The sequence below is a fragment of the Nocardia sp. NBC_00508 genome, from assembly GCF_036346875.1.
In the GTDB taxonomy this organism is placed as follows: Bacteria; Actinomycetota; Actinomycetes; order Mycobacteriales; family Mycobacteriaceae; genus Nocardia.
The window spans coordinates 1,463,179-1,487,961 of record NZ_CP107852.1 but is presented as its reverse complement, the minus strand read 5'-3'; the positions used below and the strand labels follow the sequence as shown (position 1 = coordinate 1,487,961).

General features: G+C 67.8%; 24 protein-coding genes and 1 other RNA gene. 12 read left to right on the top strand and 13 right to left on the bottom strand.

The window, feature by feature from the left end; translation table 11 throughout:
- Positions 1-16 precede the first annotated feature (16 nt).
- Together OHA40_RS06595 and OHA40_RS06590 are read right to left on the bottom strand one after the other, a co-directional pair.
- Complete coding sequence (locus tag OHA40_RS06595; protein ID WP_330232179.1) at positions 17-478, bottom strand: GNAT family N-acetyltransferase; 462 nt, start codon at positions 476-478, stop codon at positions 17-19.
- A gap of 122 nt (positions 479-600) precedes the next feature.
- Positions 601-1,611, bottom strand: a complete 1,011-nt coding sequence (locus tag OHA40_RS06590) for an AraC family transcriptional regulator (RefSeq protein ID WP_330232178.1) — start codon at positions 1,609-1,611, stop codon at positions 601-603.
- Between the two features lie 105 nt (positions 1,612-1,716).
- Here OHA40_RS06590 and OHA40_RS06585 point away from each other — a divergent pair, with 105 nt between their 5' ends.
- Genes OHA40_RS06585 through OHA40_RS06565 form a run of 5 tightly spaced genes read left to right on the top strand, consistent with a single transcriptional unit; the run spans position 1,717 to position 6,374 of the window.
- A complete protein-coding gene (locus OHA40_RS06585) occupies positions 1,717-2,055 on the top strand; it encodes an NAD(P)-binding protein (protein WP_330232177.1) in 339 nt (112 codons plus the stop codon).
- Positions 2,055-2,894, top strand: coding sequence for an SDR family NAD(P)-dependent oxidoreductase (locus tag OHA40_RS06580; protein ID WP_330232176.1), 840 nt, complete (start codon positions 2,055-2,057; stop codon positions 2,892-2,894). The genes OHA40_RS06585 and OHA40_RS06580 overlap by 1 nt, the downstream gene beginning before the upstream one ends.
- 29 nt (positions 2,895-2,923) lie before the next feature.
- On the top strand, positions 2,924-4,480 hold the full coding sequence (locus OHA40_RS06575; protein WP_330232175.1) for an LVIVD repeat-containing protein: 1,557 nt from the start codon (positions 2,924-2,926) through the stop codon (positions 4,478-4,480).
- Positions 4,470-5,135: a DUF305 domain-containing protein gene (locus OHA40_RS06570; RefSeq protein ID WP_330232174.1), complete on the top strand. Its 666-nt coding sequence runs from the start codon at positions 4,470-4,472 to the stop codon at positions 5,133-5,135. The genes OHA40_RS06575 and OHA40_RS06570 overlap by 11 nt, the downstream gene beginning before the upstream one ends.
- A gap of 24 nt (positions 5,136-5,159) precedes the next feature.
- Complete coding sequence (locus tag OHA40_RS06565) at positions 5,160-6,374, top strand: acyl-CoA dehydrogenase family protein (RefSeq protein WP_330232173.1); 1,215 nt, start codon at positions 5,160-5,162, stop codon at positions 6,372-6,374.
- A 298-nt stretch (positions 6,375-6,672) separates the two neighbouring features.
- Here OHA40_RS06565 and OHA40_RS06560 read toward each other — a convergent pair whose 3' ends face one another.
- Positions 6,673-7,371 carry a hypothetical protein gene (locus tag OHA40_RS06560; protein ID WP_330232172.1) on the bottom strand — a complete coding sequence of 233 codons (699 nt, stop codon included), beginning with the start codon at positions 7,369-7,371 and terminating at the stop codon, positions 6,673-6,675.
- A 37-nt stretch (positions 7,372-7,408) separates the two neighbouring features.
- On the opposite strand from OHA40_RS06560, the gene OHA40_RS06555 reads away from it, so the two are divergent.
- Positions 7,409-8,038 carry a TetR/AcrR family transcriptional regulator gene (locus OHA40_RS06555; protein ID WP_330232171.1) on the top strand — a complete coding sequence of 210 codons (630 nt, stop codon included), beginning with the start codon at positions 7,409-7,411 and terminating at the stop codon, positions 8,036-8,038.
- A 63-nt stretch (positions 8,039-8,101) separates the two neighbouring features.
- Here OHA40_RS06555 and OHA40_RS06550 read toward each other — a convergent pair whose 3' ends face one another.
- The 5 genes from OHA40_RS06550 to OHA40_RS06530 form a co-directional block, all read right to left on the bottom strand.
- A complete protein-coding gene (locus tag OHA40_RS06550; protein WP_330232170.1) occupies positions 8,102-8,524 on the bottom strand; it encodes a hypothetical protein in 423 nt (140 codons plus the stop codon).
- A 30-nt stretch (positions 8,525-8,554) separates the two neighbouring features.
- Positions 8,555-9,406, bottom strand: a complete 852-nt coding sequence (locus OHA40_RS06545) for a helix-turn-helix domain-containing protein (protein ID WP_330232169.1) — start codon at positions 9,404-9,406, stop codon at positions 8,555-8,557.
- Positions 9,403-9,924: a DUF6879 family protein gene (locus OHA40_RS06540; RefSeq protein WP_330232168.1), complete on the bottom strand. Its 522-nt coding sequence runs from the start codon at positions 9,922-9,924 to the stop codon at positions 9,403-9,405. Before OHA40_RS06540 ends, OHA40_RS06545 begins: the two co-directional genes overlap by 4 nt.
- Positions 9,905-10,270, bottom strand: a complete 366-nt coding sequence (locus OHA40_RS06535; protein WP_330232167.1) for a hypothetical protein — start codon at positions 10,268-10,270, stop codon at positions 9,905-9,907. Before OHA40_RS06535 ends, OHA40_RS06540 begins: the two co-directional genes overlap by 20 nt.
- Positions 10,271-11,067: 797 nt before the next feature.
- The gene (locus tag OHA40_RS06530; RefSeq protein WP_330232166.1) at positions 11,068-11,955 is read right to left on the bottom strand and encodes an alpha/beta hydrolase; all 888 of its coding nucleotides are present in this window, start codon (positions 11,953-11,955) and stop codon (positions 11,068-11,070) included.
- A 36-nt stretch (positions 11,956-11,991) separates the two neighbouring features.
- Here OHA40_RS06530 and rnpB point away from each other — a divergent pair.
- Positions 11,992-12,406: RNase P RNA component class A (gene rnpB / locus OHA40_RS06525), an RNA gene on the top strand.
- A gap of 113 nt (positions 12,407-12,519) precedes the next feature.
- Here rnpB and OHA40_RS06520 read toward each other — a convergent pair.
- A complete protein-coding gene (locus OHA40_RS06520) occupies positions 12,520-12,894 on the bottom strand; it encodes a hypothetical protein (RefSeq protein WP_330232165.1) in 375 nt (124 codons plus the stop codon).
- Between the two features lie 429 nt (positions 12,895-13,323).
- Here OHA40_RS06520 and OHA40_RS06515 point away from each other — a divergent pair, with 429 nt between their 5' ends.
- Positions 13,324-13,656 (top strand): hypothetical protein, encoded by a 333-nt coding sequence (locus tag OHA40_RS06515; RefSeq protein ID WP_330232164.1) that lies wholly within the window; start codon positions 13,324-13,326, stop codon positions 13,654-13,656.
- A 15-nt stretch (positions 13,657-13,671) separates the two neighbouring features.
- Positions 13,672-15,123, top strand: a complete 1,452-nt coding sequence (locus tag OHA40_RS06510; protein ID WP_330232163.1) for an RNB domain-containing ribonuclease — start codon at positions 13,672-13,674, stop codon at positions 15,121-15,123.
- 17 nt (positions 15,124-15,140) lie between these two features.
- Here the strand turns inward: OHA40_RS06510 and OHA40_RS06505 are convergent, their stop codons facing one another.
- From OHA40_RS06505 to panB, 4 genes are all read right to left on the bottom strand, one after another.
- The gene (locus OHA40_RS06505) at positions 15,141-16,010 is read right to left on the bottom strand and encodes a CHAD domain-containing protein (RefSeq protein ID WP_330232162.1); all 870 of its coding nucleotides are present in this window, start codon (positions 16,008-16,010) and stop codon (positions 15,141-15,143) included.
- A 5-nt stretch (positions 16,011-16,015) separates the two neighbouring features.
- Entirely contained in the window at positions 16,016-16,978 is a 963-nt protein-coding gene (pip, locus tag OHA40_RS06500) for a prolyl aminopeptidase (protein ID WP_330232161.1), read from the bottom strand.
- Positions 16,979-16,991: 13 nt separating this feature from the next.
- Positions 16,992-17,441 (bottom strand): hypothetical protein, encoded by a 450-nt coding sequence (locus OHA40_RS06495; protein WP_330232160.1) that lies wholly within the window; start codon positions 17,439-17,441, stop codon positions 16,992-16,994.
- Between the two features lie 191 nt (positions 17,442-17,632).
- On the bottom strand, positions 17,633-18,490 hold the full coding sequence (panB, locus tag OHA40_RS06490; protein WP_330234072.1) for a 3-methyl-2-oxobutanoate hydroxymethyltransferase: 858 nt from the start codon (positions 18,488-18,490) through the stop codon (positions 17,633-17,635).
- A 180-nt stretch (positions 18,491-18,670) separates the two neighbouring features.
- Here panB and OHA40_RS06485 point away from each other — a divergent pair, with 180 nt between their 5' ends.
- From OHA40_RS06485 to OHA40_RS06475, 3 genes are all read left to right on the top strand, one after another.
- Positions 18,671-20,203, top strand: a complete 1,533-nt coding sequence (locus OHA40_RS06485; RefSeq protein ID WP_330232159.1) for an alpha/beta hydrolase — start codon at positions 18,671-18,673, stop codon at positions 20,201-20,203.
- Positions 20,204-20,366: 163 nt separating this feature from the next.
- A complete protein-coding gene (locus OHA40_RS06480) occupies positions 20,367-21,707 on the top strand; it encodes a glutamine synthetase family protein (protein WP_330232158.1) in 1,341 nt (446 codons plus the stop codon).
- A 57-nt stretch (positions 21,708-21,764) separates the two neighbouring features.
- The gene (locus OHA40_RS06475) at positions 21,765-24,776 is read left to right on the top strand and encodes a bifunctional [glutamine synthetase] adenylyltransferase/[glutamine synthetase]-adenylyl-L-tyrosine phosphorylase (RefSeq protein ID WP_330232157.1); all 3,012 of its coding nucleotides are present in this window, start codon (positions 21,765-21,767) and stop codon (positions 24,774-24,776) included.
- Positions 24,777-24,783: the final 7 nt, after the last annotated feature.

Sequence of the window (24,783 nt, the reverse complement as noted above, 5' to 3'; positions counted from 1 at the left end):
ATCCGGCAGGCGTCCCTCAGATACGCCGCCGGTAGACCTGCCGTGAACCGCCTTCCGGCCCGGGAGCCGCGGCTTCCGCGGGATCGAAGCCCATGCGCTCGTAGAACGCACGAGCGCCGCTGGCTGCCGCGCCGGGGTGATCGGCCCCGAAGGTGACCGCCTCGAGTGTGCCGGGGCAGCGCACGTGTCGGCGTATCGCGTCCGTGGTCAAGGCTCGTCCGATGCCGTGCCCGCGCGCCTGCTCCGCGACGACCAACCACTCCACGCGGTAGGTCGGTGGCTGCGCGCCGAACATGAGGCCGCCGAGCACTTCGGCCCCGGCAGACCGGGCGACGAGCGCCGTGCCCGCCCGAATGTGCCGCCGCACCGCCGCATGGAATCCGGCGTCGTCGACCATCGGGCCGAACCAGTGCTCGACCTGCCCCGCCAGTTCGAGAAGTCCGGCGAGGTCGTCTTCCCGTGCAAGCCTGACAATCATCCGCGCCATCGTGACAGCATCCGCCGCCGCCGTCACCCCTGGGAAGGCATCGGTCAGGCACGGCGATGCCGAATTCGGTACGGAAGCGGTCGAAATGCGGGTCGGAGTCGGGGAGGGCGAATCTATCGGTCGGCACTGGGCGGCCGGCCGGTCCAGCGAAGGTAGGCGCGGCGGAACTCTCGGGCGTCGCTGAATCCGACGGCCGCTGCGATTTCGGCGATCGATTGGCCGGATTCGCGCAGCAGCAGCGCCGCGCGTTCGTGGCGGACCTGGTCGCGGACCGCACCGAACTGCTGTCCGGCGTCGGCGAGCCGCCGTCGGAGGGTGCGTTCGGTGATGTTGAGCCGCGCCGCGACATCGACCATGGTCATCGGCCGGCGCAGGTTCGTGCGGAGTAGTGACTCGACCGTGGCGACGATATCGGAGCGGACGTCGGCGAGACCGAGGAGCCGGCGGGCGGCCGCGAGCGCGGTGGGCAGTTCGGTGGGGTTGTGGGTCGGGATCCGGCGGGTGAGCAGGTCGGCAGGGAAGTAGATGCGGTTGGCGTCGGCGCCGAACTGCACCGGGCAGCGGAACGCACGCCGGTAGTCCGCGGCGTACGCCGGGGCCGGATAGGTGAATTCCAGCCGGGTGGCGGCGATGTCGGCGCCGAGCACGGCGCGGATCAGCACCGATGTGCTGCAGCAGGCGTCCTCGCACAGAAACGGCAGCAGTTCCGGTTCCGGAGCGCGTTCGGTCATCCGGATCGCGAACTCGGCCCCGAATCGCTCGGACTCGAAATCCATCAGGCTCCCCGCGGCCTGATGCAGTTCGAGGCCGATGGCGAGTGCCTCGGCGCCGGTGCGGCAGCACCGGATGGCGAAGCCGAGCATGCCGAACGACAACTGCACGTCCCGACTACCGGCCCGGATACCGATCGGGCCCGGAGGCAGTGCCCGTAGTGCCCGGCGCAGCACGGTAGCGGCTTGTCGGAACGAGACTTTCGTGTCCGGTGTCGCCAGCTGCGCGCGCGACAGTCCGGTACCGGCAAACCACGTATCGGTGACGATTGCGTGCCGGTCGGCGATCTCGAGCACGCCCCCGAGCGCGGTCGGGGGGATGACCGCACCGGTCAGGGTGGGGTCATCGTGCATCCGCACACCTCCAACCTGTCCGGTTTGCCCCCCAGGTTAACCGTCGCGGCCCTCCCGGAGAGCGGTATCGGCGCGCTTCACTGATCGGCACGAAGGGAGCAGGCCATGGATCGGGTATGCATCGTCGGGGCAGGACCGTCCGGGCGCTCGACCGCGCGTGCATTGCGTCGGCTGGGCATCGAGTACGACCACTACGAGCGGCAGCGTGATGTCTGTGGTGCGGCCACCACCGCCGACGCGACCTTCGTCAGCGTTCGGCGCGGATATCACGTGATCCCGAAACACGTATTCGATGTTCCCGCAGACGTTTTCGGTATGCGCGGGCCCGAGTTGCCACGCCGCGTGGAGCGGCCGGTGTTCCAGGCGCTGCTGCGCCTGTTGCAGGGCGATCCGACCCGGTTGGACATGCGTGCCGCCGGCGCCGGCACCGCGCGGGTGGCGTGATGGCTCAGGCGGTGGTGACCGGCGCGGCCGGGGCGATCGGTGCGGCGATCTGCCGACGCCTGGCCCGCAACGGATACGACATCCTGGCCGTCGACATCGATGAGGTCGGCTTGAAAGCGCTGTGCGAGGACGCCTCGGCGCGGATCATGCCCTATCCGTGCGATATCACCGACCCGCCGCGGACGCGCGAGATCGCCACCGCCGTCGGCTGCCGGTGTGAACTGCTCGTGCACGCCGCGGGAGTCGTCGTGACGACGCCGTTCGAGCAGGTCGCCACGGACGAGATCGATCGCGAGGTCGGCGTCGACATGGTCGGGCCGATGTTGCTGACCCACACTCTCTTTCCCGCACTGCGCGCGGCGGGTGGGCACATCGTCGCGGTAGTGTCGCTGGCCTCGATGCTGCCGCTGGCCGAGTGTCCCGGCTACAGCGCCTCGAAGTTCGGGCTGCGCGGGTTTCTGCTGTCACTGGCAGCCGGGACCCGGAGGACCGGTGTCCAGGTCAGCATCGTGAATCCGGGTGCGGTCGACACTCCGATGCTGCGGTACGAGGCCGCGACCGGGGGTTCGCCGCTGGCCTTCCTCGGCACGCCGTTGGCGGCGGACGACATCGCCGAACGCGTCGTCGCGTTGGTGAACCGGCCACGCGTGGAGACGAACGTGCCGGGAGCCGACGGCTGGCTGGTGAAGATCGGCATGCTCGCCCCCGGGGTGACGCTGCGACTTCTGCCGCACATCGGGCGTCTGGCCCGGCGGAATCTGGCTCGCTATCGGGCCCGCTACGGAATCCCGGGGGGCAGCGAGCGAGGGGATGACCCTGCAGGAAACGTCATTTCGTGAAGCACAGGAGAAATTTCGGAGGTCGGGCGATGGTGCCTATCCGTCATCGGCACCGCAGGAACGCAATCGTTGTTGCGGTGCTGGCATTTTCGGTGAGCTCGGCGATCGTGCCGGGCGCGCGGGCCGAGACGTTCTATCTCGGCGAGGTCGGCACTGTCGCCGCGCCGCGCGCCGAGTGCGGGCCGGGGTCGTTGCCGGAAACCGGTCTGCAGGGCGATGTTCCGGCCGAGGACCGCAACAATCTGCGCAGCACCCAGGGCTATCGGTGCAATTTGTCGCTGGTCGGCGGTCTGCAGGATCGGGGCGGGGGTGTGGTATCGGCGACGTTCGATCACTGCTCCTACACCAGCACCTTCTTCCCCGGAAACCTGCCGAATATCGACACGCCCGGAGTGCAGGTCGTCGACGTGTCGGATCCGGGCAGACCCCGGCTCGCCGGCTCCCTGAACGAGCCCGGGATGGTGGGCGGCACATGGGAGTCGATGAAGGTCAACCAGGAGCGCAAACTGCTCGCCGCGACCGCGGTCGGCCTCTTCGGCCAGGGCGGCGGCTACTTCTCGGTGTACGACATCTCCGACTGCGAGCACCCGAGGCTGCTGAATCGGCGCGCGGGCACCGAGCTGACCATGCCGCTGCCGTTCACCTCCCACGAGGGTGGATTCTCGCCCGACGGCAGAACCTACTGGGCCTCCGGTCTCGCGCCCGGTCTGCTGACGGCCATCGATATCGCCGACCCGGCCGATCCGCGCGTCATCTGGCAGAGCGTCCGATCCTTGGCCGAGCACGGGTTCGGTATCAGCCCCGACGGCAACACGATGTACCTGTCGGTGCAGGCGGGCATCACCATCCTGGACATCAGCGCCGTGCAGCGCCGGGACCCGCATCCTCAAGTGCCCGAGCTGGGCACCTATCTGTGGACCGATGGGCTGTTCAACCAGCAGAGCGTTCCGGTCACCTACCGTGGTGTGCCGCATATCTTCTCGTCCGATGAGGCGAGTTCGGGCGGAGTGAAGGTGTTCGATGTATCCGATCCCGCGCACGCGAAACAGGTGGCGCAGATCAAGCTGGAAATCAACCTGCCCGAGCACACCGACGCCAAGTTCCGCTCCGCCTCGGGCGGTTCGTTCCAGACCTACGACGCGCACTACTGCGTCGCAGACCGCCCGAATGATCCGACGGCGCTGGCGTGTTCGTGGATGTCGTCGGGCATCCGGGTCTTCGATGTCCGCGATCCGTACCACATCCGGGAGATCGCCTATTACAACCCGCCCGCGCAGACCGGCCGCAATCTACAGTTGACGAACTCCTCGCACGCTTGGGCGGAACTGCTCGGCCTGCCGCTCAACGACGTCCTGGCCGTCACCAAGGCGATCGTGGACGGCAAGTTCGATCCGGCGGTGGCGTTCGGTCCGCGCGCCGGGCAGGTGGCCTTCGGTGATCTGTCGTCGGACTGGTGTATGTCGCCGCCGACCTTCCACGGCACCCAGATCTGGACGACCTGCAGCGACAACGGATTCCTGGCCCTGCAACTGGACAACGACGTGTACACCCCGCCGGTGGATCAGGAGTCGACCATTGGCTCATGAGGCGCGCCGACCGGCGATCGCGCAGCTGGTGGTGTATCTCGGCGCGCTGGCACTGCTGGTGTCGGCCGCGTCGGGCGCCGGGAACTGGTGGCACGCTGAGCGCAGCCACGCAGATCGCGGAACGATGCGACTGTCATCGGTCGATATCGGCTTCGCGCAAGACATGTCGGCCCATCACGCGCAAGCGTTGCTGCTGGCGCACACGTTGCCGGGCGATGCCGATCGGCAGGTGCGGGTGCTGGCCGATCGGATCGAGATCGCCCAAGCCGCCGAGATCGCGATGATGCACGGCTGGCTGCTGCTGTTCGACCGGCCGCTCACCGCGCCCGAACCGATGGCGTGGATGCACGGCACGGACCAGCACGCGGCGGGGCAGCACCACAATGCGGCATCCATGCCAGGGATGGCGAGTATCGACGAGATCGCCCGGCTGGGCGGATCGCACGGCGTCGAAGGAGAAATCTTGTTCCTGCAGTTGATGATTCGCCATCATCGCGGCGGCCTGGACATGACGCGGGCGGCGTTCGACGACCCGCTGACCGCGGAGCCGATCCGCAAGGTCGCACTGCGCATGGCGCAGGACCAAAGCAACGAGATCGGTGTCATGACCGCAATGCTGACCGTGCGCCACGGCGCCGCACTGCCTTATCCGTGATTTCGAGCAATAAGAGGCAATTCCGTGGAACTCTCACTCGACCCGAAGCCCACCGAGTATCTGAAACGCGTCACCGCCTTCCTGGACGAGCAGATCCTGCCTCGTGAGCAGGAATACTTCGACGCTTTACGGCGGCAAGGTGATCCGTGGGCGGTGCCCGAGTTCCTGCCCGAGCTCAGGCAGCGTGCGCGATCCGAGGGCCTGTGGAATCTCTACCTGCCCGATCCCGGCTACGGCCAGGACCTGACCAACGTCGAGTACGCGCCACTGGCCGAAGCCATGGGCCGGTCGTTGTTCGCACCGGAAGTCTTCAACTGCCATGCCCCCGACGCAGGCAACGCCGAGATGCTGCTTCGGCACGGCAGCGCCGAGCAGCAGAAACGCTGGCTCGAACCACTACTGAACGGCGAAATCCGCTCCGCGTTCTGTATGTCCGAGCCCGACGCGGCGTCTTCGGATGCGACCAACCTGGCCGCCACCGCCACTCTCGACGGGGACAGCGTGATCCTCGACGGTCGCAAATGGTGGTGTACCGGGATCGGGCATCCCGATTGCCGGTTCGCGGTCGTGTCCGGTCTGACGTTTCCCATGGCCGACCGGCATACCCGCTACTCGCTGGTGCTGGTGCCGCTGGACACGCCAGGTGTCCGGGTCGAGCGGATGCTGTCGGTCTATGGCTACCGCAACGAGCCGAGCGGTTACGCCGAAGTTTCCTTCACTGATGTGCGGCTACCGGTCGAAGCGATCATCGGCAGAGCGGGGCAAGGGTTCCTGATCGCCCAGCAGATGCTCGGCCCCGCCCGGATCCATCTGTGCATGCGGCTGATCGGGCTCGCCGAGCGCGCCATCGAACTCGCCTGCACACGGGCCGTCCAGCGCACCGCGTTCGGTAAACCGCTGGCGAACCTGGGCGGCAACCGTGAGCGGATCGCTCGCGCCCGCATCGCCATCGACCAAGCTCGCCTGCACGTCCGCCATGCCGCATGGCGGCTGGACACCGTGGGCTCGCTCGCGGCGGCAGCCGAACTGTCCCAGATCAAGGCAGCGGTCCCCGCGATGGCCTGCGGGGTGATCGACATGGCCGTCCATTTGCACGGCGCCGCCGGACTGTCGGAGGACTACCCCCTTGCCGCCGCCGCGGCGGCGGCCCGAGCCCAGCGGCTCACCGACGGCCCCGACGAGGTCCACCTCGGGGTCGTGGCCAGAACCGAACTCGCCAAGTATCCGACCGCCGGATGATGTCGCCACCATCGCGGTCGGCGACCACCCGCAGCGGATGCGCTTGGGCCACAATTCCATCCGGTGACTGCTGGGCCACCTGGTCACTGGCCAGGTCGATCACCGCGCCATCCGGCTGGTGGGCATAGAGGGCGTCGATCACGGCACTCCTGCCCGTATGCCCGGGTTCCGGACAGGTGATTCACCCGGTCCCGATCGTCGAGACACAGTGAAGCTCGCAGGCAGCAGCAGCCGGGACGGCGAAACTGGGGGCCGACCGGACGGGACCCCGCAATCTACCGACCCCATAGTGCTCGATTCATGCTGAAACAGGCTGCGCGATATCGGGCTGCCGGGCAGGCAGCCGCATCAGCGTGATGCCATACGTCGCGATCCAGGCGACCCACAGCAGCCAGCTCACCAGGCCCAGCATGCCGAGTGGGGTGACGTGGTCGAGTACGAGCGGACCCGCTGTCGCCCAGCCGAATTGACCGGCAGCCGCGATCAGCCCGAGGAGGGCATGCCAGCGGCGGATGAGTCCGCAACGCCATCCGCCGAGGGAGAATCCGAGCATGGCCACGGCGAGAAAGGTGCCGTTGAGCGCGAAAAGCGCGTTGTGCAGAGCCCAGAGTCCTGCGGCATCGCCGCTGCTGTGTGCCAGCGCGAGTCGCGTGGCGGCCACGCCGACGAAGGTGCTGTTCTGTAGCAGAAGTCCTGCGAAACCGACCAGCGACCAGGCCGACCCCAGCGCCCGCTCACGCGGCCATAGCACGGCGACCACTGCGGCGCCGAACAGGATGACGCACACCCACGCCGCGGGAAGGAACACCGACGACAGTCGAACGGGTCTCGCCGCATCGGCGAAGAAGGTCTCCGCGTCGGCGATATCGGCGCCGAACCGTGGCATGCCCGCGGGTTCGAGGATCAGGTTCGCGCCGACGATGACCAGCGCGAAGCCGAGGCCCGCCAGTCCGCCGACCCGAGTGAAGGGCGGTGCGCTTTTCGATTTTTCTGTCATATATTTAATATAAGCAGAGTAAAACGAAAGGGAAACCATGACCGCGGAACCGGTCCGACGCCACTACGACTCGCTGCGCCGCGCCGCCCAAGCGCAGCAGACCAGTGCCGAGATCGCTCGTGCCGCCCGAGAGTTGTTCTTGGCCAACGGCTGGGCGGCGACCACGGTGCGTGACGTGGCACGCACCGCGGGTGTCTCGGTGCCGACGGTCTACGCCGCCTATGGCAACAAGACCGGCCTCACAAAAGCGCTGGCCGACGCGGCCGACCTGTCCGCCGACGTATCCCTGTTGCTCGCCGATCTGGAAGCCGCCCCCCAGCCGCGTCGGCAACTGGCCGCCATGGTCGCCTACGACCGCAGGCTCTATGAGCGAGCGGGCGACGTGATCATGCTGCTACGCGAGGCGGCACGCACCGAACCCGAACTGGCCCAGGCGTATCGCGACGGCCGTCGGCGCGGCGACGACGCCCACCGGCAGGTCATGTCCGGATGGCCCGCGGGCACGCTGCGTGCGGACATCGACGTGCCGACCGCCGTCGACATCTACGCGGCGGTCTGCAACATCGACGCCTTCTCCGAACTCACCGCCGAACGTGGCTGGCCGCCGGAACGGGTCGAGGCATGGTGGACAGCGCTGCTCACGCGTGAGCTGCTGGACGAGCGGTGATCAGCACAGCCCGGCCAGTTTGTAGAGCACCAGTGATCCCGCGGAGTTCTTCGGCTATGCAAGCTAGATCAACTTCCACTCATCACGCTCGATCCGGACAACCTCTGTGGCCAGCTTCCTAACCTGGTCGGCATGGCCGAATCCCGCAGATATCTCGGCTACCTCGCTACCTGTGAGCCCGAGGTGCGGGCGCAGCGATTCGAACCACGGCCGCCCCGTGAGGTCCGATATCGGCCCATCCGCGTTCGAGGTTTCGTTTCGACGCGGATGAAGCTCGGTATGCGACTCGTACATACCCTCGCGCCACTCTCTCACCAGCTCGCGTCGACGCTGTCGTTGCGCGATCGTCCGCGCGGCCATGTCTTGTTGGTGAAGCCTCCTGGACTCGACCCACCAGCTGGCGAACGGGCTCGCCAGCGCGACAATCAGAGTCGCGCCACTGCCGATCGCGCCACCAACGACACCAGCCCATACCGGATCAACCATGCCTCGATCTTGCCGCAACCACCGGGTTCGTTAGTGAAAGTTGGACCGGCCGCGCCGCTTGTCGAGCGCTGCCAGGATCAAATGACGTGCCGCCTCTCCGGTCAATGCCTGTTTCGCCAGAACATCGAACGCCCGTGCATATTGGGCTATCTCTCTCGGCTGGGTTACCGTCAGCTCCGCCGTGACTGTTTCGACCATGGCCATTCGGTTGTCGAATATGGTGAAGTTCGTCATTGGAACCCGGCACGGCGCTTCGGCCGGTACAATACCGAGCGCGACCCTCGGCATTCCGACAACGGCCAGTATCCGGTCTAGTTGGCCGATCATGGTGCGGTCGTTGCCGACCGTCGTAGACAGTGCTTGCTCGGCTATGACGAAGTGGAACCGGTGGTTACGCCGGTACAGGATCTGTTGGCGTTCCATGCGCTTGGATACGCCTTCGTCAACGTCGTCCGGGACCTGCTGAAACTCGACAACGCTTCGTAGGACGCCCTCGGCGTACTCTGCCGTCTGGAGCAAGCCCGGTATGAGGAACGGGTGATACACCCGCATTACCTCGGTCTCGGCTTCCAGCTTGATCGAGGCTTGTTGCCGCCGCTTGGTGCCGGTCCCGAGCACTCGCCTCCATTCGAGCCATGCAGCCTCGATGTTGCGGAGGGTGGCTATCAGGTCAGGTAACTGACTCGGGGCCCCGGTGTGGACACACCAGACCCGAATATCGTCGTCTGTGGGCTTGGTCTTGCCGTACTCGATTTTCGACACCTTGGTCTGATGCCATCCGGCACGGCGAGCAAGCTCGGTGCCGGTCATGCCCGCATCCAGGCGAAGCTCCCGGAGCCGCGCCCCGAGAGCTTCCTTGGCCTTGTTCAGCGAACTCGTCACGGCTCGCTGTACTCGGACAACGGAACGGCGAGAGACCACACCCGTTCTTTGACTGTCCGGATGTATTCGACAATCCGGGGATCAGTTGTTAGTGCGCCACCTGCCCAACGCCCGTTTTCGCCGGGCTCGAACACCGTGAACGCTACGACCGAATCATCGAAGATCCACCAGTCGTCGGTCGTCAACTCGTCAGAGTCGATCAGATGGCGCGGCAGATACCGAACATCTTCACCCGCTTGCACGTTGAGGCGGGCAACGTGCTTCGCGTACCGGGTGTAGTCGTTGTGCGGCACGGTTACCACCCGCACCCGGTTCACCGCCACACCCCGACTGGTGGTCTCCCGGACATGGTTCAGCCACGGTTGAAACCACTCGTAGTCTTCGGGTTCGTCGGCCAGGAACCGAACAAGCGGTGGATAGTCCGGCGGGTAGTAGTCGTCCCTGACTTCGAGGTGGAACGCTTCACGCTCGACCTCTCCGAACAGATCGTTGAATGCCTCACCTTGCGTTAGCAGCATTGCCGTAGAACGTCCTCTCGAGCCCGGGTACTTCGACAGCCGTTTCGTCTGGGTAGAAGTCCATCTGGGCCAGCGCTTCAAGGTCCGTAACCGGTGCGCCGGACAGGATGAAGGTTCCCCGGCCGGTGTCGGTCATGGTGGCACCGATGAACGTATCCGGTCGGGCGAAGCCGAGTAGCAGGTGTGGTATCTCGATGGTTCCCGGCGTGTTCGTCTTCCACCCCGGCAAAATGTAGGTATCCCTGTCCGTGGCGAACAACGACGGGCAACCGCCTCCCTCTGTGCCGCCTTTGCCGAGGAAATTCAACCGCATGGTTTGGCCTCCAATCCGGTCAAGCGCGTTCATGCTTGAACACCTCCCATGATGACCCCGAGTCAGCCGTTTAGTGGCCTGATAGGGCCAACCCAAGCATGTTTGAGCATGAGCATGGACTAGCAGGACTGCCGCTTCTTAGCGTCAGTCACCAGCACGCGACGCCGGGTGAGTCCAACTCGCCAGGTCATCGGGACGGCTGTTCCCCGGCGTCGAGTGCTCACCAACGGCTACGAGCGAGGTGGACGGATGAGGTCACGACCAACCGCGATCGGGTACTTGCGCCGGGATGTCTCCGGTGTTTCTCAGACCTGGGACGAGATCCAGATTCGAAGTGTCGCAAACCGGCTCGGGTATGAACTTGCGAAAACCGTTGTGTTCGGCCCTGAGACCGACAGCCCGCTGAGTCGACTACTGAATGTTGTTCGCCGGGCGGACGTAGACGCCGTGATCGTTCCCGGTGTCCAGCACTTCGGCGGGGAAATACCATCGGAGTTGGTCGAGATCGTTGACGTGGTCACCGTGCGCCCTGAGAAAACCGATGCCCGATGGGCACCGGGTTGCAGCGGCGGCCGGACATTCAGCCCGGCCGAATATGATGCGTGGATCAGGACTCTGGACAGGTAGCCCGCGCCCGCAACCGCGACGTCCAGGCTGTGCCCGGTGCCGATCATCGCTATCCCGACGGTGATGTCGGCCAGTTCGAGGTCCTCGGGTGGGATCTACATACCTCGCCCCGCTCGGTCCGTGCCGTGAATGCATACCGGGCGTAGCCGGACCAAGTCCATTCGCAGCCCAGCTCCGGGCCGAGCGAAGGCGAGATAGCCGCCTCAGGGGCGCAGCACCGATACCAGGAATTCGGTCTGGTCGTACACCGCCTTTTCGAAGACCTCGTCGAAGTAGATGTCGAAATGCCCCGCTGGATAACGCTTTACGATGGCATGCTTGGTGCGCTTGGCGGCGCGCAGGGCCGATTTCACCGGGGCGATCGAGTCGTCGTCGCACAGTGCGTACAGCACGGGCATTTTCAGCGCCTTCGCGCGTCGGCCCGGTGCGTCGAACAGCGCGGAGAATGCCACGCGCGCGGCTACTTTCGGTTCGTAGGTGTCGCTTTCGTCGGTCAGCCTGCGGAAGCCCTCCGGTACGTCGGGCGCGCTCATCAGTGCCGCGGCGCGCTTGCGTCCGGCCAGCCGGATGCGGACGGGCTTGCGCCGGATGGTCCCCAGCAGCAGGTCGGTGGCCGCGATGGTGGCGACCTTGGTCACGCTGATCGGTCCCTTCGCAAGCGCCGAGGACAAGCCGCTGGTGAACGGCGCCTGGGCGACGACGGCGGCGATGTAGTCGTCGTCCGGCGCGACCGACAGGACGTGCCCACCCCCGAAGGAGGTGCCCCACAACGCGATCCTGGTCGCGTCGATCCCGCGTAGCGTGCGCGCGTAGGCGATGGCGGCATGCCAGTCCGCACGTTGGCGCGCGATGCTCAGCAACTGGCGCGGCGTGCCCTGACTGGCGCCGAAATGCCGATAGTCGAACACCAGCACCGCCATGCCCGCGGCCGCGAAACGCCGCGCGTACCGGTCCAGTCCCATTTCCCGATTGGCCCCCAGGCCGTGTCCCATCACCACTAGCGGGCGGGGTTTGGGTGCGCCGTCCGGGTGATAGAGCCACGCCGCGCACTGCTCGCTTCCGGAAGGGAAGCCGACCTCGACACGTTCCATGGCCACTAACCGTACCTAGTATCCTGTTATCGCGGACGAGTTGGTCGGGCGGCCGCGGCGCAGGGTACGGGCACGGTTGTGCCGCCGCCAGGCGCCGAGGAAAGTCCGGACTCCACAGAGCAGGGCGGTTGCTAACGGCAACCCGGGGTGACCCGCGGGAAAGTGCCACAGAAAACAGACCGCCCACGGCCTTTCAGGCCGTGCGGTGAGGGTGAAACGGTGCGGTAAGAGCGCACCAGCGCCCCGGGTGACCGGGGCGGCTCGGTAAACCCCGCCCGGAGCAAGGTCGAAGGTCGCACCGTCCGCGGTGCGGCTGCGCAGGCGTTCGAGGGCTGCTCGCCCGAGCCTGCGGGTGGACCGCTCGAGGCACCCGGCAACGGAGTGTCCAGATGGATGGCCGTCCCCCGGTGCGAACCGGGGACAGGATCCGGCTTACAGACCAACTCGTCCGCCCCGCCTTTACCGAAGCGGAGTTCGTCGAGTGGCACGTGGCCGCGGCGAACTGCGAAAAAGCCGCACCACGTTGTGCCACTCGCGCTCCGGATCAGCGAAATGGGTTGGGAATCAGCACATCAGCTTGGCCATTTGGTAGATGGCCTTGGCTTCCTCGGGGGTGGGCTGGGTGTTGCTCGCTGCTCGCTTGGTGATGTTCCCGACCACCTCGTCCTCGGGCTTGCCCGCTTTGATGTCGGTGCAGGTCTCGGAGAGGATGCTCGCGATCTTGGCGTCGTCCTTGCCTTCGGCGAGCTTCGGGAAAGCGCCGCGGAAGCTGACGACGAACGCGCCCGCCTTCACGTTGTCGACCGCGCCGGTGGCGCCTTCCGACGCGGCCGCGGTAGTGGAGGAGGTGGTCGTGCTGGACTTGTCGTCGCCGCAGCCGGTGAGGAGCAGGGCGAAGACGGTGGCGCTGGCCGCGAGCGCGGCGGTAGTTCTTATCACGCGCGGGATGGTAGCGGCCCATGATCACCGTTGCCTCCCGTCAGGTTAACGGGAGGCAACGAGTGCGAGAGAACAATCGCGCGGTCAGGTCGGGTTGATCGTGAAGACCTGAGCCCAGTAGGCGGCCTGCTCGGGGCCGAGCAGAGGCAGGAGGTAGTCGAACAAAATCGATGACATAGGCGTTGGCTCCCAATTGTCGGCATGCGTGGTATTTCCGAAAGCGCGGGCGAACGCGCCGCCCGTCCGGCGGGTCACGTTAGCAGCGCGGCCGCGGCCGTGTGGCCGCGCGAGATTTTCGCCGACCCGATTCGTGCGGCACTGGCCGTGAGCGTGATCGACGTCATAAAGTAGTCGCCGTTGGTAAGGCCCGGTGCGGGGCAGCACCGGGCCATTCATACTTCGATCGCGGGAAAGCAGGTCTCAACACATATGCGAGTAGTTCGCTCCATAGTCGCCGGCGCATTGGTCGCAGGCGCCGCCTCGGTTTTCGCGGTGCTCGGCGCCGGTTCCGCCAATGCGGTCGCGGTGACGCCACTGCAGGGCGGGGTTCAAGTCGACCTGAGCCCCGCTGACACGGTCTGGGTGTATCAGAACCGGTTCGGCCTGACCATCGCCGGGCTGCCGCATCCGTCCGCCGCCTCCTTCGGGCAGGCGCTGGACGCTGCGGCCCAGGTGTCGTCCTCGGTCCCTGGTGGCCGGGTCACCTTCACGGTTTATGGTCCGTTCGACCAGTTGAACGGCACCATGCTGGCGCTGCAGTAGGACCGGCGCCTCAGCGTGGAACTCCACCAGCGGATCGTCTCGGCACCGGTAGATTTCGGCGCCATTCGTTCCGAGTTCGGCTTGGTCTCGGCGTATCCCGCCGAGGCCAGCGCGGAGGCCCGCGACGCCGTCGACGCGTTCGCGGGCAACCGGGTCGATCGCACGGACATCCCGTTCGTGACGATCGACCCGCCCGGGGCAATGGATCTGGACCAGGCCCTGCATCTCATACACACCCCCACCGGCTTCCTCGTGCATTACGCCATCGCCGACGTCGGTGCCGTGATCGCCCCCGATGGCGCGCTCGCCAAGGAGTCCGGCGCCAGGGGACAGACGTTCTATCTCCCCGACGGCACCGTGCCACTGCACCCGCCGAGCCTGTCGGAAGGATCCGCCAGCCTGCTGCCCGAGCGAACGCGCCCGGCAGCGTTATGGACCATCGAACTCGACGAGCATGCCGAACCGCAGCGTTTCTCGGTGGCGCGGGCCCTGGTACGTTCGCGCGCCCGGCTCGACTACTCCGGTGTCCAGGCCGACGCCGAGGCCGGCCGGCTGCATCCCTCGATCGCGGCCCTGCCGGAGTTCGGCGAGCGGCGCATCCGGGCTGGGCTGGCGCGCGGCGCGATCGGCTTGCGGCTGCCGGCGCAAACCGTCGTTCAGGACGAGCGCGTCAACGGACATTGGCGGCTGGTGGTCGAACCGCGCACCGCCGCCGACGACTGGAACGAACAGGTCTCATTGCTGACCGGAATGTGCGCGGCGCAGCTCATGCTGAACGGGGGTACACCCGCCGAGGAGCGGGTCGCGCTGCTGCGCACCATGCCGCCACCGGCCGAATCCGCGATCGACTCCATGCGCCGCACCGCGCACGCACTGGGCGTGGCATGGCCCACCGAGGAACCTGTCGGGCAGATGCTGGCGCGGCTCGACCCCAACACGCCCGCGGCGCTGGTGCTGATGTCCGAGGCGACAACCCTGCTGCGCGGTGCGTCCTACACCGTGGTCGCTGGTGCAACGGGCGCGTCGCCCCCGCAGGAAGCTCTGCGGCATAGCGGTATCGGTGCGCCATACGCGCACGTCACCGCCCCGCTGCGGCGACTGTCGGACCGGTTCGCGACCGAGATCTGCCTGGCCCGGTGCGCGGGCACGGCGGTGCCGCGCTGGGTACGCGACGGGCTGGTGCGCACGGCCGACACCATGCGGCGCAGCGATGGCGTCGCGGGCAAGCTCGAGCGCGCCTGCATCGATCTGACCGAGTCGACCCTGTTGGCCCGGCGGACCGGCGCGGAATTCGACGCCGTGGTGGTGCGCGAGGCCAACGGCAACCGTCCCGCCGTGATCTTCATCGCCGATCCGCCGGTCCTCGGGCCGTGCTCGGGTGAGCCGCCGGAAGGGAAGGCAGTGCGGGTACGCCTGTTGTCGGCGGACCCGAGGGAGCGGAAAGTGAGTTTCGAGTACGCCGCGTGACCGGGCGTGGCCGCGATCTAGCCGAACAGCGCCGCGGCCGTGGCCGGATAGCGGCTCAGTTCGCGACCGGCCGCGGCGTCCTCGGCGTCCGCGAGGATCTCGTAGAGGCTCGCGTGCTCGCCCGCGGCGGCGGCCTCGGCCGCTCGATCGAGGATCGCCCGGTGGGATTCCACCGCGTCCCGGTGGTCGCCGAGTACGGTCTGCAGTTTCTTCGCACGGCGGCCCAGGTCGGCGGCATCGTCGCCCACCGCCGGCTCCGCGGCCTCGCACGAGTACCGTAAACGCTTGGCGCTCTTGCGGATATCGTGCAGCAGCTCGATGCGATCGGCGGCCGCGACGGTCGGCTCCGCGCGGACGAGGGATTCCACCCGGTCGAGGTCGCTGCGCAGCACCGCACCGAAGACGTCCACGGCGTCCGCCGCGACGCGGGAGTGGCGCAGTGGGGGAGCGGTGCGCCACTCGGACAGTTCGTCCCGCAGCGTGCGATAGTGTGCGCTGTCCAATGCGGTCAGGACCTCGTCGTGGGCCGCGCGATAGCGATCCCGTTCGGCGGTCACCAGACGCCTGGTGACGGCGTCGCGGTCGGTGGGTGCGGCCTGACCGGCATGGTCGGCGAGCAGGGTGGCGAATCGGTCGGCGCGCACCTCCGCGTCGCGGGCTTCCCCGAGCAATCCGGCCAGCCATTTGAGCTCGGCGCCCATCGCGGTGGCCGGCTTCTTGGCGAAGAGTCCGCGATAGGACCGCAGCACGCTCCGCAACCTGCGGGTGGCCACCCGCATCTGATGCACGGAATCCGGTGCGTCGGAACGGACTTCGGGCTCGGCGGCCAGCAGCCGGTCGATGTCGTCCCGCAGGGCGGCGACGAGCGCGTTCTCGGCGGTGGTCATCCTGCTCACCCCTCCTTCGCGAATCGGTCGGTCGCTTCGACCAGGTGATGGATGATGCCGGGCTCGTTCGCCGCGTGCCCGGCGTCGTCGACGATGTGCAGGACCGAACCGGGCCAGGCCCGATGCAGCTCCCAGGCGCTGACCGCCGGGCAGACGATGTCGTGGCGGCCCTGCACGATCACGGCGGGAATGTGCGTGATGGCGCCGATGTCGCGGAGCAGCTGGCCCTCGTCGAGGAACCCGCCATGGCGGAAGTAGTGGTTCTCGATCCTGGCGAAGGCCAGTGCGAACCGAGGCTCGGCCGTTTCGGCGATCCGGTCCGGTTGCGGCAGCAGCGAACTCGTCGCACCCTCCCACGTGGACCAGGCGATCGCGGCCGCGCGGGCCACCTCCTCCTCGGGCGAGTGCAGCAGCCGGTGGTAGACCTCGACGAGATCCTGCTCGCGTTCGTCCTCGGGTACCGGCGCGAGGAACTTCGCCCACTCGTCCGGGTAGACGTAGCCGGCGGCGCCGTTGTAATACCAGTCGATTTCCTTGCGGCGCAACAGGAAGATGCCGCGCAACACCAGTTCGGTCACGCGTTCGGGATACCGCTGCGCGTAGGCCAGCGCGAGCGTGGAGCCCCACGAGCCGCCGAATACCTGCCAGCGCTCGATGCCGAGATGCTCGCGCAGTGCCTCCATGTCGGCGATCAGGTGCCAGGTGGTGTTGTGCTCCAGACTCGCGCCGTCGGCCAGGTGCGGGGTGGAGCGGCCGCAGCCGCGCTGGTCGAACAGCACTATCCGGTAGGCGGCCGGATCGAAGAATTGCCGATGATACGACGCGGTGCCGCCACCGGGACCGCCGTGCAGGAACACCACCGGCTTACCGTCCGGATTGCCGCTGACCTCCCAATACACCGACTGGCCTGCGCCGACCGCGAGCATGCCGGAGTCGTACGGTTCGATCTCAGGGTAGAGGGTGCGCATCCGGCCGCCCGGTTCAGAAAGCGAGTCCGGAGGCCAAGTCCGGGATCGCCAGCGCTTCGATGGCCTGCTGGCGCACGTCGGGGCAGCTCTGGGTGGTGACGCGGTCGATGATCGGCTTGTCGGCCAGCACCGCGGCGTTGATGGCGCCGTTGGTCAGCGCCCACTCGTGCACCATGGCGTTGAGCCCGATCTTGCCCAGGGTCGGCCCCTGCACCCGCCAGTTCGACAGTTCCGGCCGCATCATGTCGCACAGGTTCTTCGCGGCCGCCGGGGTGATCTCCGGGCTGGCGGGCGTGGTGCGGCCGGGTGTCGTGCCCGGCGCCGCGGTCGCCGACGCCGTGGTCGAACTCGCGCTGCCGGTCGGGGCCGGGCTCGAATCGCTGCCGCACGCGGTCAACGCCGCGGCGGCGAAAACGCCCGCGATCAGCAGGGTGCTGCGGGAAATCCAACGGCTGTACGGCATCGGTACCTCTGGTCGTGTCGGTATTGTCGGCATCGAGTCTGCCATTGATTTCCCCGACCGGCCCGAACCAGTTGGTCTCGCTGGGAATAGTTCAGTCCGAAATGCGCGCCCAGCCCATGCGCGGTTCCAGCGATCGGCCGGGCAGCGCGAAGAGTCCGCGCGCCGCCCGGCCGATCAGCCGGATCCGCGGCTCAGAAGCTGTGCTCCGGACCGGGGAAGGTGCCCCGGCGCACTTCGTCGGCGTAAGCGGCTGCCGCGGAGCGCAGTTCGTCACCGATGTGGCCGAAGCGCTTGACGAACTTCGCGGTCTTGCCGCTGGTGTAGCCGGCCATGTCCTGCCAGACCAGCACCTGCGCGTCGGTGTCGGCGCCCGCGCCGATGCCGATCGTCGGAATGGTCAGCTTGCGGGTGACCTGCCCGGCCAGCTCGGCCGGCACCATCTCCATGACCACGGAGAACGCTCCCGCCTCCTGCACCGCGATCGCGTCGGCGATCAGCTGCTCGGCGCCGTCGCCGCGACCCTGCACGCGGAAACCGCCCAGCGTGTTCACGCTCTGCGGAGTGAAGCCGATGTGCGCCATCACCGGGATGCCCGCCGCGGTGATCACCGCGATCTGCTCGGCCACGCGCTCGCCGCCCTCCAGCTTCACCGCATGCGCCCCGCCCTCCTTCATGAACCGCGTCGCGGTGGCCAGCGCCTGCTGCGGCGAGGATTCATACGTGCCGAACGGCAGGTCGGCCACCACCAGCGCATGCGGCGCACCGCGCACCACACCGCGCACCAGCGGAATCAGCTCGTCCACGGTGATCGGCACGGTGGTGTCGTAGCCGTACACCACGTTGGCCGCCGAATCGCCGACCAGCAGAACCGGGATGCCTGCCTCTTCGAACAGCCGTGCCGTGGAGTAGTCGTAGGCGGTCAGCATCGCCCAGCGCTCGCCGTCGGCCTTCATCTGCCGCAGGTGGTGCACCCGGGTCTTGCGCACAACCTTCTTGTGCTCGGTGGGCACCGCACCGTAGGCAGGGGTTTCCGAATCGGATACGGACATCATCGTCCCTTTCGTCTGTCTCGCCTCGGGGCCCGTCCGGGTCCCCGGGATTGTCTGACGAAACCCAGTGTGCCACCCGCCGCCTGGGCGGATTAAGGCCGATGTCCGGTGCAATTGGTCACAGCGGCGAGTGTGCGGCCGGGGCGGTGTCGATGTTTGCCCGATGGCAATATCAAGGGCATGTCGACGGTGCGGAGTGGGCGCGGTGTGCTCGTGATGGCGGTGCTGGCCTTGGTCGCGGGGTGCGCCATCACCCACACCGAATCGGGGCAGCCGATGCCTACGCCGCCCACCGGACTGGAGAAGTTCTACGGCCAGACCGTGCAGTGGGGTGATTGCGGCGGATTCGGCGGACCGGACGACCGCCTGCCACCGAACACCGAATGCGCGCGGGTCACCGTTCCGGTGGACTACGCGGCTCCGGACGGGCCCATCGCGCAGATCGCGGTGTCCCGGGTCCGCGCGACGGGTGACCGCATCGGTTCGCTGGTGATGAATCCCGGCGGGCCGGGGGAGTCCGGCCTCGGCATGTCGTCACTGGGCAACAAGACGCCCTTGGCCGAGCGCTTCGACCGGGTCGGGTTCGACCCGCGCGGCGTCGGCTCCTCCACCCCGTCCATCGTCTGCCAGACCCCGCAGGAGCAGGACGCCGAGCGTGCCGAGCCGCAGGAGGACTATTCGCCGCAGGGCATCGCCGACGCCGAAGCGGACAACCGCCGCTACGCCGACCGCTGCGCCGAGCGGACCGGGAACGACCTCCTCGCCCACGTCGGCACCCGCGAGGTGGTGCAGGACCTCGACGTCATGCGCGCCGCGCTCGGTGACGCGAAGCTGAGCTATGTCGGTTACTCCTACGGCACCAAGATCGGTTCGGCGTACGCGGAGAAGTTCCCCGCCCACGTGCGCGCCCTCGTGCTCGACGGCGCCATCGATTCCTCGCAGGACCCGGTGCAGGAGTCGTTGCGGCAGGCGGAGGGCTTCCAGAAGGTGTTCGACGCGTACGCCGCCGACTGCGCCCAGCAGCCGGATTGCCCGCTCGGCACCGATCCGGCGCAGGCGGTGCGGGGCTTCCGCGAGCTGGTGGACCCGCTGTGGGACCGGTCGGCGTCGACCACCGACCCGCGCGGGCTGAGCTACGGCGACGCACTCACCGGCGTGCGTCAAGCGCTCTACACCGACGAGCTGTGGAAGGTGCTGACCCTCGGGTTGTCCGAACTGCGCGACGGACGCGGTGACACGCTGCTGGTGCTGGCCGACTTGTACGACGGTCGTCGCGAGGACGGCAGCTACACCAACACCACCGACGCGTTCAACGCCATTCGCTGCGTGGACGATCCGCGCATCGCCGACCGCGCCGTCGCCGGACAGCAGGACGCCGAATACCGCAAGGCGGCGCCGTTCCTGGACGACGGCCGCGGCACGGGTGCGGCGCCGCTGGAGCTGTGCGCCGCCTGGCCGGTGCCGAATACCAGTGAACCGCATCGGATCTCGGTGACCGGCCTGCCGAAGCCGGTGGTGGTGTCCACCACCGAGGATCCGGCGACGCCGTACCAGGCCGGTGTCGACCTGGCCGCCCAACTGGGCGCCGCACTCATCACCTATCGGGGCAACCGGCACACGGTGGCGCTGGCGGGCGGCGTGCCCTGCGTGGACGACGCGGTGATCGCCTATCTGGTCGACCTGACCGAACCCGCGCCGGGGCTCACCTGCTGAGCGCGCCGGATCGGTTGCCGAACGGTGACGCAGGCCGGTTCGCGCCGGGAAAAGCTCACAAACCGGACGATCCGCCTGTGTGGAGTCTTCCAAAAAATCCTGCTCAGCAATCTTAAGCGTGTATGTAACACAGATTTAACGCCGGATGCTTACGCTCGCGGACATGGATCGCCAGAAGGAATTCGTGCTGCGGACGCTCGAAGAGCGGGACATTCGCTTCGTGCGTCTCTGGTTCACTGACGTCTTGGGCTATCTGAAGTCCGTGGCGATTGCTCCGGCCGAGCTAGAAGGCGCGTTCGAAGAGGGTATCGGCTTCGACGGCTCGGCCATCGAGGGCTTCGCCCGGGTCTCCGAGGCCGACATGGTCGCCCGGCCGGATCCGTCGACCTTCCAGGTGCTGCCCTGGGCCAGCAGCAAGGGCCACCAGCACTCCGCGCGCATGTTCTGCGATATCACCATGCCCGACGGCTCGCCGTCCTGGGCCGACCCGCGCCATGTGCTACGCCGCCAGCTCAACAAGGCCGCGGACGTGGGCTTCAGCTGCTACGTGCACCCCGAGATCGAGTTCTTCCTGCTGGAGAACGGCCCGCACGACGGCGCACCGCCGATTCCCGCCGACACGGGTGGCTTCTTCGACCAGGCGGTGCACGATTCGGCGCCGAACTTCCGCCGCCATGCCATCGACGCGCTGGAGTCCATGGGCATCTCGGTGGAGTTCAGCCACCACGAGGGCGCGCCCGGCCAGCAGGAGATCGACCTGCGCTACGCCGACGCGCTGTCCATGGCCGACAACGTGATGACCTTCCGCTACCTGATCAAGGAAGTGGCCATCGACGAGGGCGTGCGCGCGACGTTCATGCCCAAGCCGTTCGCCCAGTACCCCGGCTCCGCGATGCATACGCACATGAGCCTGTTCGAGGGCGAGACGAACGCCTTTCACGGCCCCGACGACCCGATCAACCTCTCCGAGACGGCGCGGGCGTTCATCGCGGGCATTCTCGAGCACGCCCCGGAGATCAGCGCGGTCACCAACCAGTGGGTGAACTCCTACAAGCGGCTCATCCACGGCGGCGAGGCGCCGACCGCGGCCTCGTGGGGCCGGTCCAACCGCTCCGCCCTGGTGCGCGTGCCGATGTACACGCCGAACAAGTCCTCCTCGCGCCGTGTCGAGATCCGCAGCCCCGATTCCGCGTGCAACCCCTATCTGACCTTCGCCGTGCTGCTCGCGGCGGGTCTGCGGGGCATCGAGAAGGGCTACAACCTGCCGCCGGAGGCGGAGGACGACGTGTGGTCGCTGACCACCGCCGAGCGGCGCGCGATGGGCTTCCGCGAGCTGCCCGGCACGCTGGACGAGGCGTTGCAGGCGATGGAGCGTTCCGAGCTGGTCGCCGAGACGCTCGGCGAGCACGTGTTCGACTTCTTCCTGCGCAACAAGCGCAGGGAGTGGGCCGACTACCGCAGCCAGGTCACGCCGTTCGAGCTCAAGGAATACCTGGGGTTGTAATCCGAGGGATGTCCAGCGGCGGCATGCCCGCGGTCTCAGCCATGTAATTTGAGAATCATGGTTCGGCCACCGTCTGCGCGCTCCGCTGTCCCCGGCGTCGGTCGGCTCGGATTGCTCGAGCCGTCCGCTGCCGCGTCGCTGCGCACACTGGGCTGGGACAACGTCGAGAGCATCCCCGTGCTATGGGCGCTGTCGCGCGCACCGGACGCCGATCTCGCGTTGAGCACGCTCATGCGCCTGCGCGAGAGCATCGGAAACGACTGGGGCGCAATCGATTCGGCGATTCGCACGGATAAGTCGCTGCGTGGCAGGCTGTTCGCGCTGCTCGGCTCGTCCAGCGCGCTGGGTGATCACCTGGTCGCCAGGCCGTCGGCGTGGGAGATCTTGCGCCGCAAGGAGTTGCCCGGTCGCGAAGAGTTGATCGCCGACCTGCTGGCCGTCGTCGAGGCGGAGCCCGAGCAAGGACCCAATGCCGCGCCGATGCTGTTCCGCGCCGGGATCTCGGGTCCCGAAGTGGCGGCGCTGCTGCGCCAACGGTACCGCGACCAGCTGATGCTGCTGGCCGCGCTGGACCTTGCGGCTACCGTGGAGAACGAGCCGGTGCTGCCGTACCAGATGGTCGGCAGACAGCTCACCGACCTGGCCGACGCCGCGCTGACCGCCGCGCTGGCGGTCGCGGTCGCGCGGGTCTGCAAGGACGAGCCGGTGCCGGTGCGGCTGGGCGTGATCGCAATGGGCAAGTGCGGCGCGTGCGAGCTGAACTATGTCAGCGACGTCGACGTGGTGTTCGTCGCCGAGCCCGCCGACGCCACCGCCACCCGGCTGGCAGCCGAGCTGATGAGCGTCGCCGGCCAGGCGTTCTTCGAGGTCGACGCCGGGTTGCGGCCGGAGGGCAAGGCCGGTGCCCTGGTGCGCACGCTGGACTCGCACATCGCCTACTACAAGCGGTGGGCGCGCACCTGGGAGTTCCAGGCACTGCTGAAGAACCGCCCGGCGACCGGTGATCTCGCCCTGGGTGCGCAGTACCGGGACGCGCTGATGCCGATGGTCTGGACGGCCTCGGAGCGACCCGATTTCGTCGCCGACGTGCAGGCGATGCGGCGCAGGGTGGAGGACCTGGTGCCCGCCGATCTGCGCGAACGCGAACTCAAACTCGGGCACGGCAGCCTGCGCGACGTCGAATTCGCCGTGCAGCTCCTGCAATTGGTGCACGGGCGGGTCGACGAGACCTTGCACGTGCAGGGCACCGTCGAGGCGTTGACCGCGCTCGCGGCGGGCGGGTACGTCGGCCGCGACGACGCGGCGAACCTCACCGCGTCGTATGAATTCCTGCGCCTGCTCGAACACCGGTTGCAATTGCAGCGGTTGCGTCGCACGCACACGCTGCCCGCCGCCGACGACGAGGAGGGCATGCGCTGGCTGGCCCGGGCCGCGCACATCCGCCCCGACGGCAGGCAGGACGCGGTGGGCGTGCTGACCAGCGAGATCCGCCGGAACGCGGTGCGGGTGCGGCGACTACACGCCAAACTGTTCTACCGCCCGCTGCTGGAATCGGTGGTGCGGCTGGAACCCGAGGCGCTGCGGCTGGGCCCGGAGGCCGCGATCCGGCAGCTGGCCGCCCTCGGGTACGCGGCGCCGGAACATGCGCTCGGACATCTGAAGGCGCTGACCGGCGGGGTGTCCCGCAAAGGCCGCATTCAAGCTCTGCTGCTGCCGACGCTGCTCGAATGGCTCAGCGACACACCGAATCCCGACGCGGGACTGCTGGCCTACCGCCGGGTGTCGGAGGGGCTCGCCGACCAGATCTGGTTCCTGCGTGAGCTGCGCGACGAGGGGGCCATCGCGCAGCGGCTCATGATCGTGCTCGGATCCTCGGAGTACCTGCCCGATCTGCTGATCAACGCGCCCGAGACGATCCGGATGTACGCCGACGGTCCCAGCGGTCCGCTGCTGCTCGGTCCGCAGCCGGACGAGGTCGCGCGTGGCATTCTCACCGCCGCGGCTCGCTACGAGGACCCGAAACGCGCTGTGGCCGCGGCGCGTTCGCTGCGCAGGCACGAACTGGCCCGGGTGGCGTCGGCCGATCTGCTCGGCATGCTCGACGTGCCGCAGGTGTGCCGAGCGTTGTCGTCGGTGTGGGTGGCGGTGCTGGAGGCGTCGCTGCAAGCGGTGATCCGGGCGAGTGAAGCCGAGCGTGGATCGCCTGCTCCCGCCGATATCGCGGTGATCGGCATGGGCAGGCTCGGCGGCATGGAACTGGGCTACGGCTCCGACGCAGACGTGCTGTTCGTCTGCGACCCGCGCCAGGGGGAAGACGAGACCAAGGCCGTCAAATGGGCGATAGGGGTGGCCGACCGGGTGCAGCAGCTGCTCGGGGCGCCGAGTACCGATCCACCGCTGCTCGTCGATGCCGGGTTGCGCCCGGAGGGCCGCAGCGGTGCGCTGGTGCGCACGCTGGCCGCCTACGCCGCGTACTACGAGCAGTGGGCCCAGCCATGGGAGGTGCAGGCGCTGCTGCGCGCCCACCAGGTCGCGGGTGACCAGGAACTCGGGGTGCGCTTCCTGCACGTCATCGACAAAGTGCGGTATCCGGAGGGCGGTGTGTCGGCCGACGCGGTGCGCGAGATCCGGCGGATCAAGGCCAGGGTGGACGCGGAGCGCCTGCCGCGTGGCGCGGACCCGGCGACGCACACCAAGCTGGGGCGCGGCGGTCTGACCGACATCGAATGGACGGTGCAGCTGATGCAGCTGCGACACGCCCACGAGGTGCCGGGCCTGCACAACACCTCAACGCTGCAATCACTGGACGTGATCTCGCAGACTGAACTGCTGGACGCAACCGACGTGGCACTGCTGCGCGACGCGTGGCTGACCGCGACGAAGGCGCGCAATGCCTTGGTACTGGTGCGCGGCAAGGCCACCGACCAACTCCCAGGCCCGGGTCCCCTGCTCTCCGCCGTCGCGCGGGTGGCGGGCTGGCCCTCCGGCGACGGCAGCGAATTCCTCGACCACTACATGCGCGTAACCCGGCGCGCCAAAGCAGTGGTCGAACGCGTCTTCGGCGCTTGATCCGAGC

What these genes read in the sequence shown, in the direction of transcription:
- OHA40_RS06595 (WP_330232179.1), bottom strand. Translation starts at nt 478, where the DNA reads ATGATTGTCAGGCTTGCACGGGAAGACGACCTCGCCGGACTTCTCGAA.
- OHA40_RS06590 (WP_330232178.1), bottom strand. Translation starts at nt 1,611, where the DNA reads ATGCACGATGACCCCACCCTGACCGGTGCGGTCATCCCCCCGACCGCG.
- OHA40_RS06585 (WP_330232177.1), top strand. Translation starts at nt 1,717, where the DNA reads ATGGATCGGGTATGCATCGTCGGGGCAGGACCGTCCGGGCGCTCGACC.
- OHA40_RS06580 (WP_330232176.1), top strand. Translation starts at nt 2,055, where the DNA reads ATGGCTCAGGCGGTGGTGACCGGCGCGGCCGGGGCGATCGGTGCGGCG.
- OHA40_RS06575 (WP_330232175.1), top strand. Translation starts at nt 2,924, where the DNA reads ATGGTGCCTATCCGTCATCGGCACCGCAGGAACGCAATCGTTGTTGCG.
- OHA40_RS06560 (WP_330232172.1), bottom strand. Translation starts at nt 7,371, where the DNA reads ATGACAGAAAAATCGAAAAGCGCACCGCCCTTCACTCGGGTCGGCGGA.
- OHA40_RS06555 (WP_330232171.1), top strand. Translation starts at nt 7,409, where the DNA reads ATGACCGCGGAACCGGTCCGACGCCACTACGACTCGCTGCGCCGCGCC.
- OHA40_RS06550 (WP_330232170.1), bottom strand. Translation starts at nt 8,524, where the DNA reads ATGGTTGATCCGGTATGGGCTGGTGTCGTTGGTGGCGCGATCGGCAGT.
- OHA40_RS06540 (WP_330232168.1), bottom strand. Translation starts at nt 9,924, where the DNA reads ATGCTGCTAACGCAAGGTGAGGCATTCAACGATCTGTTCGGAGAGGTC.
- OHA40_RS06535 (WP_330232167.1), bottom strand. Translation starts at nt 10,270, where the DNA reads ATGAACGCGCTTGACCGGATTGGAGGCCAAACCATGCGGTTGAATTTC.
- OHA40_RS06530 (WP_330232166.1), bottom strand. Translation starts at nt 11,955, where the DNA reads ATGGAACGTGTCGAGGTCGGCTTCCCTTCCGGAAGCGAGCAGTGCGCG.
- OHA40_RS06515 (WP_330232164.1), top strand. Translation starts at nt 13,324, where the DNA reads ATGCGAGTAGTTCGCTCCATAGTCGCCGGCGCATTGGTCGCAGGCGCC.
- OHA40_RS06505 (WP_330232162.1), bottom strand. Translation starts at nt 16,010, where the DNA reads ATGACCACCGCCGAGAACGCGCTCGTCGCCGCCCTGCGGGACGACATC.
- pip (WP_330232161.1), bottom strand. Translation starts at nt 16,978, where the DNA reads ATGCGCACCCTCTACCCTGAGATCGAACCGTACGACTCCGGCATGCTC.
- OHA40_RS06495 (WP_330232160.1), bottom strand. Translation starts at nt 17,441, where the DNA reads ATGCCGTACAGCCGTTGGATTTCCCGCAGCACCCTGCTGATCGCGGGC.
- panB (WP_330234072.1), bottom strand. Translation starts at nt 18,490, where the DNA reads ATGTCCGTATCCGATTCGGAAACCCCTGCCTACGGTGCGGTGCCCACC.
- OHA40_RS06485 (WP_330232159.1), top strand. Translation starts at nt 18,671, where the DNA reads ATGTCGACGGTGCGGAGTGGGCGCGGTGTGCTCGTGATGGCGGTGCTG.
- OHA40_RS06480 (WP_330232158.1), top strand. Translation starts at nt 20,367, where the DNA reads ATGGATCGCCAGAAGGAATTCGTGCTGCGGACGCTCGAAGAGCGGGAC.
- OHA40_RS06475 (WP_330232157.1), top strand. Translation starts at nt 21,765, where the DNA reads ATGGTTCGGCCACCGTCTGCGCGCTCCGCTGTCCCCGGCGTCGGTCGG.